The organism is Streptomyces sp. NPDC058880 (assembly GCF_042742535.1).
GTDB lineage: Bacteria > Actinomycetota > Actinomycetes > Streptomycetales > Streptomycetaceae > Streptomyces.
Map to the genome: position 1 here is coordinate 56596 of NZ_JBHYMC010000035.1, position 10143 is coordinate 66738.

General features: G+C 72.0%; 9 protein-coding genes and 1 riboswitch. Of the genes, 5 read left to right on the plus strand and 4 right to left on the minus strand.

Going from position 1 to position 10143, the window contains the following annotated elements; all coding sequences use genetic code 11:
- Positions 1 to 18: 18 nt before the first annotated feature.
- The 5 genes from ACFW2G_RS20420 (at position 19) to ACFW2G_RS20440 (ending at position 4760) form a co-directional block, all read left to right on the plus strand.
- Complete coding sequence (locus ACFW2G_RS20420; protein WP_384583280.1) at positions 19 to 936, plus strand: hypothetical protein; 918 nt, start codon at positions 19 to 21, stop codon at positions 934 to 936.
- A gap of 106 nt (positions 937 to 1042) precedes the next feature.
- Entirely contained in the window at positions 1043 to 1693 is a 651-nt protein-coding gene (locus ACFW2G_RS20425; protein WP_037928404.1) for a hypothetical protein, read from the plus strand.
- A 111-nt stretch (positions 1694 to 1804) separates the two neighbouring features.
- Positions 1805 to 2065: a ferredoxin gene (locus ACFW2G_RS20430; RefSeq protein ID WP_052031269.1), complete on the plus strand. Its 261-nt coding sequence runs from the start codon at positions 1805 to 1807 to the stop codon at positions 2063 to 2065.
- A complete protein-coding gene (locus ACFW2G_RS20435; protein ID WP_384583277.1) occupies positions 2062 to 3465 on the plus strand; it encodes an NAD(P)/FAD-dependent oxidoreductase in 1404 nt (467 codons plus the stop codon). The genes ACFW2G_RS20430 and ACFW2G_RS20435 overlap by 4 nt, the downstream gene beginning before the upstream one ends.
- A gap of 38 nt (positions 3466 to 3503) precedes the next feature.
- Positions 3504 to 4760: a cytochrome P450 gene (locus ACFW2G_RS20440; protein WP_384449973.1), complete on the plus strand. Its 1257-nt coding sequence runs from the start codon at positions 3504 to 3506 to the stop codon at positions 4758 to 4760.
- A 7-nt stretch (positions 4761 to 4767) separates the two neighbouring features.
- Here ACFW2G_RS20440 and ACFW2G_RS20445 read toward each other — a convergent pair whose 3' ends face one another.
- The 4 genes from ACFW2G_RS20445 to rlmN all read right to left on the minus strand — a co-directional run bounded on the left by ACFW2G_RS20445 (position 4768) and on the right by rlmN (position 10012).
- Positions 4768 to 5811, minus strand: coding sequence for an ABC transporter ATP-binding protein (locus tag ACFW2G_RS20445; protein ID WP_384449976.1), 1044 nt, complete (start codon positions 5809 to 5811; stop codon positions 4768 to 4770).
- Positions 5811 to 7427, minus strand: a complete 1617-nt coding sequence (locus tag ACFW2G_RS20450) for an ABC transporter permease (protein WP_384583329.1) — start codon at positions 7425 to 7427, stop codon at positions 5811 to 5813. Before ACFW2G_RS20450 ends, ACFW2G_RS20445 begins: the two co-directional genes overlap by 1 nt.
- A gap of 116 nt (positions 7428 to 7543) precedes the next feature.
- On the minus strand, positions 7544 to 8644 hold the full coding sequence (locus tag ACFW2G_RS20455; RefSeq protein ID WP_384449979.1) for a thiamine ABC transporter substrate binding subunit: 1101 nt from the start codon (positions 8642 to 8644) through the stop codon (positions 7544 to 7546).
- A gap of 84 nt (positions 8645 to 8728) precedes the next feature.
- Positions 8729 to 8838: riboswitch (TPP riboswitch) on the minus strand.
- A gap of 58 nt (positions 8839 to 8896) precedes the next feature.
- Positions 8897 to 10012 (minus strand): 23S rRNA (adenine(2503)-C(2))-methyltransferase RlmN, encoded by a 1116-nt coding sequence (gene rlmN, locus ACFW2G_RS20460; protein WP_037928391.1) that lies wholly within the window; start codon positions 10010 to 10012, stop codon positions 8897 to 8899.
- Between the last annotated feature and the right edge of the window lie 131 nt (positions 10013 to 10143).

Consider the following 10143-nt stretch of genomic DNA (forward strand, 5'->3'; position numbering starts at 1 on the left):
ACGTGAACGGAGCCATCGGTGCTCATAGGCTTGCTGACCGCTGTCGCGGCATCCATCTGCTACGGCACGGGATCCGTGCTGCAAGCCATCGGATCGCGCCGTGCCGCCCGGACGTCCCCGGCCGCCGCCGGGGTGACCGCCCACGGCGGCCCGAATCTCTCGTCCACCGCGAAGGCGGCGATGACCTGGGAGTTCATCGTCGGAACCATCCTGGACTTCGTCGGCTTCGGGCTCGGTGCCCTGGCCGCCCGCCTCCTTCCGCTCTTCCTCTCCCAGACCGTGATCAGTGCCAACCTGGTCATCACGGCCGTCCTGAGCGTGAAGATGCTCGGCATCCGGCTGACCCGCCGGGAATGGGCCTCCATCGGTGTCGTGTGCACCGCGCTGGTGCTGCTGGCGACGGCGGCCGGCCACGAGGGCGGCCACCACGCGCCCATGTCCACGCACTGGTGGCTGCTGGGGATCACCGCACTGCTGATGGTGGGCGGCACGGTGGCCGTCCGCCTGTTGGGCGGCGGGGCCGCGATCCTGGCGGGCCTGCTGTCGGGGCTGGGATTCGGCGCGCTCGGCGTCGGCGTCCGCATCCTCGACGGCGTCGACCCGTTCGACCTCGGCACCCTCCTCACCGACCCGGCCCTCTACGCCATCCTGCTGGCCGGCGTCGGCGGCATGTACCTGCACACCGTCGCGCTGCAGATCGGCTCGGTGAACGGAGCCACCGCCGCCCTCGTCGTGGGCGAGACGGTCCTGCCCGGGGCGATCGGCGTGCTCTGGCTCGGTGACGCCTCGCGCCCGGGCCTGGCCTGGCTGGCGGTGGTCGGTTTCGTCATGGCCGTGACCGGCGCGGTGGCGGTGGCCTGGTACGGCAAGCACGAAGGCGCCGAGGAGCCGGCCCCGGTGCCGGTGGCGGAGCCGGAGCCGGAGCCGGTCGGCTGACGTCCGGTCCCCGCTCTCCCGGCCGGCCGTCACCCGGCCGGCCGTCCCCGGTGGTGGCACGGCAGCGTCTGCCGCTTGCTGGACCTGGGGAGAGAGTGAGGGACGTGTGGAACGCAGGACCGACCGGTTCAAGACACGGCGCGCGGCCGGAATGGCGGGAGTCGCCTTCGCCTTGCTGCTGGCGACGGCGATCGCCTTGATGCGGATCGCCATCCCCTCCGGCGGCCCCGACGCGACGATCGCCCCGGACCACCGCTGGGCCGTGCAGGTGTCGCTGGAGATCGTGCCCTTTGCGGGCATCTTCTTCTTGTGGTTCATGGGGGCCCTGCGCACGCACACCGGCGACGCGGAGGACCGTTTCGTCGCCACCGTGTTCCTCGGCAGCGGCTTCGTCTTCGTCGCCACCCTGTTCGCCGCCGCCGCGGCGGCCGGCACCGTGCTCAGCGAGGGGGCGCCCTCCGACTTCGGCCGCCATTACGCCTACACCCTCCTCGCGACCTACGCCATGCGGGTCGCGGCCGTCTTCGTCCTGGCGACCTCCACCATCGCGCGGATGCTCGGCGCCTTCCCCCGGCCGCTGACCCTGCTGGGCACGGTCATCGGGCTGGCCCTGATCGTGGTGGGTTCCGGCGTGCCCTGGTCCGAGCTGCTGTTCCCCGCCTGGGCGCTGATCGTCAGCGTGTACATCCTGCGCGCCCGCCGCGACACCGCACCCGCGGGTCCGGCCGGCCCGACAGACCGGTCGGACCCGCCCTGACCTGTGCCTGCACACCTCGGCAGGCGGCCGACGGACCCGACGTGCATGCTGGTGAAAGGGAGGGCACGGGGGCGACGGGGACGCAGGAGCCGAGGGAAAGGCGGATCTGTCATGAGGCTTGTCGTCGACCTGAACCGCTGTCAGGGATACGCCCAGTGCGCCTTCCTCGCTCCGGACGTCTTCGCCATGCACGGCGACGAGTCGCTCCTCTACAACCCGGAGGCACCGCCCGAGCAGCGTGAGGACGTACTGCGCGCCGTGGCCGCGTGCCCGGTCCAGGCCATCCTCCTCGAACTCACGGACGAGGACATGGCGAACATGCCGGCCGCGGACGCCGCCGGTTCCAGCGCTCCCTCCGGAGGCCCGCGGTGACCACTGCCGGCGCACACGACGGCGCCCTGGAGCACCTCAAGCGCGAAGGCCGCATCGTCATCGTCGGCGCTTCGCTCGCGGGGCTCCGGGCCGCCGAGACCATGCGGGAGAAGGGGTTCGCCGGTTCGCTCACGCTGATCGGCGACGAACCCCACGAGCCCTACGACCGGCCCCCGCTGTCCAAGCAGGTCCTGCTGGGCAACGCGGTGGCGGACCACACGACGCTCCCCCGCCGCCGGGCGATCGACGCCGACTGGCGGCTCGGAGTGCCCGCGACGGGCCTGGACATGGCCGCCCGCCGGGTCCGGCTCGGCAACGGCGACGAGGTCGAGTACGACCGACTGCTGATCGCCACCGGCGTGCGCGCCCGGCCCTGGCCCAACGCGGAGGAAGCCTCCCTCGACGGGGTCTTCGTCCTGCGCACCCGCGACGACGCCGTGGGACTGCAGCGCGCCCTCACCGACAGCCCACGCCGGGTGCTCGTCATCGGAGCCGGGTTCACCGGGTCCGAGATCGCCTCCGCCTGCCGGGAACGCGGTCTGAACGTGACCGTCGCCGAACGCGGCTCCGCTCCGCTCGTCGGCGCGCTCGGCGGGGTGATCGGCGAGGTGGCGGCCGAGATGCACCGCGAGCACGAGGTCGACCTGCGCACCGGTGTCATGGTCACCGCCCTGGAGGGCGACCCCTCCGGGCGGGTCCGCGCCGCCCACCTGTCCGACGGCGCCACCGTCGAGGCGGACGTGGTGGTCGTCTCCCTCGGTGCGCAGCGCAACACCGAGTGGCTCGCCGGTTCCGGACTGGGCGCCGGCCCCCGGGGCATCGCCTGCGACGCGGGCTGCCGGGCCTTCGACGTCCGGGGCATCGTCACCGACGACATCTATGTGGCGGGAGACGTGGCACGTTCCCCGCACGCCCTGTTCGGCTACCAGTTCCTGTCCCTGGAGCACTGGGGCAACGCCGTCGCACAGGCCGACACCGCCGCGCACAACATGCTCAGCGTGAGCGCGGACCGCCGCCCCCACCTGTGGGTGCCGGCCTTCTGGTCCTCGCAGTTCGGCGTGAACATCAAGTCGGTCGGGGTGCCGCCGATGGGCACCGAGATCATGATCACGCAGGGCTCGCCGGCCGAGCGCCGGTTCGCGGCCGTCTACGGCTACCAGGGGCGGGTGATCGCGGCCGTGACCTTCGACAACTGCCGCTGGCTGCCGTTCTACGAGCACCAGATCGAAAGCACCGCGCCGTTCCCGCCGCCGTTCTCCACGGTGGACCGCAGGCCGGAGGGGAACAAGCCGGTACCGGCGGACTTCCCCGACCCCTCGGTGCCGACCCACGGCCCGACCATCACCCTCAGCGGCTACTCGCCGGCCGACCGCAAGATGACCTTCACCCCCGGGCGCTGACCGCGCCGCGACCGCCCCGAGGACCACGAGGACCCGTCATGACACAAGCCCTGCTGCGGGAGATCATCGACTACGCGAACCGGGCCGACCCGTATCCGCTCTACGAAGAGCTCCGCAAGACCCCGGTGTCCCACGATGGGGACGGTCCGTACGTGGTCAGCACCTACTACGAGATCCGGAGCCTGCTGCACGACCCGAGGATCAGCTCGGACGCACGCAACCTGAAGGCCACCGGTGACGATCCGCTGGGACAGTCGGCCGACGAGGAGGGGGCGGACCTGCCGCCCTCCTTCCTCAGGCTCGACCCGCCGGACCACGACCGCCTGCGGAGGATCACCAACCGTCCGTTCGGGCCGCCGCACGCCCCGCGCCGGGTGCACGACATGCGCGACGAACTCCACGGCCTCGTGGACGGTCTCATCGACGGCATCGGCACCTCCGGGACGCTGGACCGGGTCGACCTGGTCGACCAGTTCGCGTACCCGTTCCCGGTTTCGGTGATCTGCCGGCTGCTCGGAGTCCCGCGCGAGGACGAACCGCGCTTCCACGTCTGGGCGGACACCCTGGCCGCCAGCCTGGACCCCGATCCGGACGGGGACCCCGGCCAGCGGGCCAAGAGCATGACAGATGCCCGCATGGAGCTGGGCATGTACCTGGCCGGGCTGATCGAGGAGCGGCGCAAGAACCCCGGCGACGACATGCTGTCCCAGCTGGCGACCTCGGACGGCCCGGACGGCGCGATGACCACGATGGAGGCGCTCAGCACCTCCGCGCTGCTGCTGATCGCCGGTCACGAGACCACGGTCAACCTGATCACGAACGGGATGCTGACCCTGCTGCGCCACCCGGACGTCCTGCAGCGGCTGCGCGAGGACCCCGCCCTGTCGGTCCCGATCGTGGAAGAGCTCCTGCGGTACGAGCCGCCGGTGCAGCTCGTACCGCAGCGCTCCACGCTCTGCGACATCGAGGTCGCGGGGGTCTCCATTCCCAAGGGCGCCTCACTGTGGCTGGTCCTGGCGTCCGGCAACCGCGACCCGAAGCGCTTCGAGAACCCCGACCGCTTCGACCCCGACCGCAAGGACAACCAGCACCTCGGCCTCGGCAGCGGCATCCACAGCTGCTTCGGCGCCCCGCTCGCCCGGCAGGAGGCGCAGCTGGCACTGAGCGCGCTGGCCCGCCGACTGGACAACCCCCGGCTGCTGGAGGACCCGCCCCCGTACCGCCAGAACGCGGTGCTCCGCGGACCCCGGCACTTGCCCATCGCCTGCGACGGCATCCTGCCGAAGGCGGCCTGAGCCCGTCCTACCGATCGCCCGGCGGGAGGACGACCACCTCGGCGGGGGTGAAGGCCACGGCGACCCGGTCGCCGACGGCCGGGGCCCCCGCCAGTCCGCACTCCGCCTCCAGTACCGGGCCGCTCCCCGGCCGCAGCCGCAGGCCGACGTGCGTGCCGCGGAAGGTCCGGGACACCACCTCACAGCCCAGGCCCGCCTCCTCGCGGAGCACGACTCCCGCCGGGCGGACCAGCAGCCGCTGTTCCCCTTCGGGGGAGCCGGCCGGGACCGGGACCCGGCCCCACGCGGTCGCGGCGACCGCGCCCGTCACCGTCGCCGCGACCACGTTCTCGAAGCCCAGGAAGCGTGCCACGAACTCCGAGGCGGGCCGCTGCCACACCTCAAGTGGCGTTCCGGCCTGAGCGATCCGGCCATCCCGCATCACCACCACCCGGTCGGCCAGCGCGAAGGCCTCCCCCTGGTCGTGCGTGACGGCCAGGACCGTCGTGCCCAGGCGTGAGAACAGCCCTCGCAGCTCGACCACGAGCCGCTCCCGCAGCCCCCGGTCCAGCTGGCCGAGCGGTTCGTCGAGCATCAACAGCCGCGGCGAGGGCGCCAGGGCCCGGGCCAGCGCCACCCGCTGCTGCTCTCCCCCGGACAAGGAGGCCACGGCGCGGCCCTGTGCCCCGGGGAGCCCCACCAGTTCGAGCAGTTCGGCGACCCGGTCGGGGTACGTCCGGCGGCCCCCGGCACGGCCGCCGCCGCGCATCCGCAGGCCGAAGGAGACGTTCGCGCCGACATCGCGGTGCGGGAAGAGCTGGTGGTCCTGGAACATCAGGCCCACGCCGCGCCGGTGCACGGGTACGGCGGCCTGGTCGGCGCCGTCCAGCAGCACGCGTCCCCCGGACACCTGCTGGAGCCCGGCCACCACCCGCAGCAGTGTGGACTTCCCGCTGCCGCTCGGACCCAGCACGCACACGGTCTCGTGCTCGTCCACCGTCAGGTCCACGGAGTCGACGACCGCGCGCTCGCCGAAGCGGACCGACACCCCTTCCAGCTGAAGCAGGGTCATCAGAACTCTCCGGAGGTCTTGTCGGGACGCAGCCGCTCCAGCGCCAGCAGGGAGACCGCGCACACCAGCATCAGGATGGTGCTCAGGGCCATCGCCTGCCCGTAGTTCAGTTCGCCGGCCCGTCCCAGCAGCCGCGCCACGGCCACCGGCAGCGTCGGCCGGTCCGGCCGCGCGATGAAGACGGTCGCGCCGAACTCGCCCAGCGACACGGCGAAGGCGAACCCGGCCGCGATCAGCAGCGCCCGCCGCACCAGCGGCAGGTCCACCTCCCGCCAGGCGCGCAGCGGTGACGCGCCCAGCACGGCGGCGGCCTCCCGCAGCCGTCCGTCCACCGCGCGCAGTACCGGCAGCATGGTCCGTACGACGAAGGGCACGCCGACCAGGGCCTGGGCCAGCGGCACCAGGATCCACGAGGTCCGCAGATCCAGCGGCGGCTCGTCCAGGGTGATCAGGAAGCCGAAGCCGACCGTCACGGCGGACACCCCCAGCGGGAGCATCAGCATCGCGTCGAAGCCGCGTACGAAGCGGCCGCCGCGCCTGGTCAGGACCGCGGCCGCGAGTCCCCCGACGACCAGGGCGACCGCGGTGGCGGCGAGCGCGTACTGCAGGGAGTTCCAGATCGCCTCCAGCGGCGGTACCAGGAAGGTGCCGCCGCCGGCGCCGGCGTCCTGCAGGGCCCGGTAGAAGCCGAGGCCGTAGCCACCGGGGGTGTCGAAGGACCGCTCGACGAGCACGGCCAGCGGCGCCACGATCAGCAGCCCGATGGTGAGCAGGACCCCGCCCAGGAGGGTGTGCTGCGCCCCACCGTGCGGCCGGTGCGCGGTACGGCCCGGGTCGACCAGGCGCAGTGCGGTCTCGCGCCGACGCACCGTCCAGGCGTGCAGGGCGAGGATCGCGCCGATGGCGGCGAACTGCACCATCGTCAGCACGGCCGCCGTCGGCAGGTCCAGCAGCTGCGCGGTCTGCCGGTAGACCTCCACCTCCAGGGTGGAGTAGGCGGGTCCGCCCAGGATCAGCACGACGCCGAAGGAGCTGAAGGTGAAGAGGAACACCATCAGGGAGGCCGCGGCCACGGCCGGGGCGAGCGCGGGCAGCGTCACCCGCCGCCAGGCGGCGAACCGGCCGGCGCCCAGCACCCGGGCGGCCTCCTCCTGGCGCGGATCGAGCTGGGCCCACAGGCCGCCGACGGTACGGACGACGACGGCGTAGTTGAAGAAGACGTGGGCGAGCAGGATCGCCCAGACGGTGGTGTCGAGCCGGACGCCCGCCAGCTCCTCCAGCATGCCGCCGCGCCCGAGCAGAGCGAGGAAGGCGGTGCCCACGACCACGGTCGGGAGCACGAACGGCACGGTCACCACCGCCCGCAGCAGCTGTTTGCCGGGGAACTCAAGGCGTGCGAAGGCGTACGCGCCGGGGAGCGCGATCAGCAAGGTGAGCGCGGTGGAGGCGAACGCCTGCCAGGTGGTGAACCAGAGCACGCCGGCGATGTCGGGCCGGGACAGGACCTCGCCGATCCGGCCGAACTGCCATCCGGTGTCGGTCTTGAGGCCGCGGCCGACGATCGCCGCGACGGGGTAGGCGAAGAACAGCCCGAAGAAGGCGAGGGGGGCGGCCATCAGGGCGAGGCGGACGGCGGTGGCCCGCCCGCTCCCGCCCCGCCCGGGTGCCCGCCCCGGTCCGGGGACCGGGGCGGCGTCGTCGGCCGACGCCGCTCCCGGCTCCTTCGTGGCGGCTACTTCACGACCAGTGCGGTCCATGCCTTGACCCACTGCTCACGGTTCTTGGCGATGGTCTCCGGTGCCACGTTCTCCGGCTTGTCGACCACCACGCCGTGCTTGGTGAACAGCTCCGGCAGCGCGGCGTCCTTGGTCACGGGGTTCACGAACATCTGGAGCGGCATGTCCTCCTGGAACTTCTTGCTGATCAGGAAGTCCACGAGGGCCTTGCCACCCTCCTCGTTCTTCGCGCCCTTGAGCAGGCCCGCGAACTCGGTCTGGCGGAAGCAGGTGCCGGTGGCGACGCCTGTGGGGGCCTCGGCCGGCTGCGGCTCGCCGTACAGCACCTCGACCGGCGGGCTGGAGGCGTAGGAGACGACCAGGGGGCGGTCGCCCTTGGCCTTCTTACCGCCCGCGGATCCGGAGAAGCGCTCGTTGTAGGCCTGCTCCCAGCCGTCGACGACCTCGACGCCGTTGGCCTTCAGCTTGCTCCAGTAGTCCTGCCAGCCCTCCTCGCCGTACTTGCCGACGGAGGCGAGCATGAATCCGAGGCCGGGAGAGGACGTCGCGGCGTTTTCGACCACCAGCAGGTTCTTGTACTCGGGCTTGGTCAGGTCGTCGAGCGTCTGCGGCGGGGCGATCTTCTTGTCGGCGAAGTAGGCCTTGTCGTAGTTGACGCAGATGTCGCCGGTGTCGACCGGGGTGACCCGGTGCTCGCTGTCGAGCACGTACTCGGGCTTCACGTCGGCCAGGCCCTTGGCCTCGTACGGGGTGAAGATGCCGTTGTCGAGGGCACGCGAGAGCAGGGTGTTGTCGACGCCGAAGAAGACGTCGCCGCGGGGGGAGCCCTTGGTGAGGATCTCCTGGTTCAGGGCGGCGCCGGCGTCACCGGACTTCAGCACCTTGACGGTGTAACCGCTCTGCTGCTCGAACTCCTTGAGGACCGACTCGGTCACGTTGAAGGAGTCGTGGGAGACGAGCGTGACGGTCTTGGACTTCGGGGCGTCGCTGGTGCCCGCGGCCTTGTCCTTGGCGTCGCCGCCGCCGCAGGCGCTGAGCGTGGTGACGCCCAGCGCGGCCGCGAGCGCAGCGCCCGCGATCTTCCTGGTGGTGCTCACTGGTGATTCCTCCTGGGATGACCAGGAGAAGACGCGGCCCTGCCCGGCGCTCTGTGGGAGCGGACGCCGGGCAGGGCGCAACAGCTTGAGTGGTGACCGAACTTCCTACCCCGAATGACCGGGGCGAGGTTCAGAGGGTCTGCGGATGACGGATACCGCACTCTCAGCGCTGTGGCGCTCCCCTGTCGGAATATGCAATTGGTTCGGCCACAGGGTACCTCGTGGCCGAATGGGACCGGTCAGAAGCGGACGTCAGCGCTCCGAAGCGGCCAGCTGGCCGCACGCGCCGTCGATCTCCTGGCCCCGGGTGTCCCGTACGGTCACGGGCACGCCGTGGCGGGCGATGGCCTCCACGAAAGCCTTCTCGTCCTCGGGCCGCGAGGCGGTCCACTTGGATCCGGGGGTCGGGTTCAGCGGGATCAGGTTGACGTGCACGCGCTTGCCCTTGAGCAGCCGTCCCAGGAGGTCACCGCGCCAGGCCTGGTCGTTGATGTCGCGGATCAGGGCGTACTCGATCGAGATCCGGCGGCTGGACTTCTCGGCGTACTCCCAGGCCGCGTCGAGGACCTCGCGGACCTTCCAGCGGGTGTTCACCGGGACCAGGGTGTCGCGCAGCTCGTCGTCCGGCGCGTGCAGCGAGACCGCGAGGCGGCACTTGAAGCCCTCGTCGGCGAACCGCAGCATGGCCGGGACCAGGCCGACCGTGGAGACCGTGATGCCGCGCTGGGACAGACCGAGGCCGTCGGGCTCCGGGTCCGTGAGCCGGCGGATGGCGCCGACGACGCGGTTGTAGTTGGCCAGGGGCTCGCCCATGCCCATGAAGACGATGTTCGACAGCCGGGCGGGGCCGCCGGGCACCTCGCCGTCGCGCAGGGCGCGCATGCCGTCGACGATCTGGTGCACGATCTCGGCGGTGGAGAGGTTGCGGTCCAGACCAGCCTGGCCGGTGGCACAGAAGGGACAGTTCATGCCGCAGCCGGCCTGCGAGGAGATGCACATGGTGACCCGGTCGGGATAGCGCATCAGCACGGACTCGACGAGTGTGCCGTCGTGCAGCTTCCACAGGGTCTTGCGGGTGGTGTCGTCGTCGCAGCTGATGTGCCGGATGACGCTCATCAGGTCCGGGAGGAGCTCCTGCTGGAGCTTGGTCCGGGAGCCGGCGGGGATGTCCGTCCACTCGGCGGGGTCGTGCGCGTAGCGGGCGAAGTAGTGCTGGGAGAGCTGCTTGGCCCGGAAGGGCTTCTCGCCGATGGCGGCGACCGCTTCGCGGCGCTCGGCCGGGGTCATGTCGGCGAGGTGCCGGGGCGGCTTCTTGGCCCCGCGGGGAGCGACGAAGGTGAGCTCACCCGGAGCGGGACGGGGGGCCATGCGGTACTCCTCAGTACGACGGGGTGGGGGTCACCCCGCGCGTGCAGGGCCGGTCCGCGGCTCGGCCGCTGGACGGAAAGGGCGCGCCGCGTACACGCGGCGCGCCCGCCCGGATAACCCGACCGGGACCG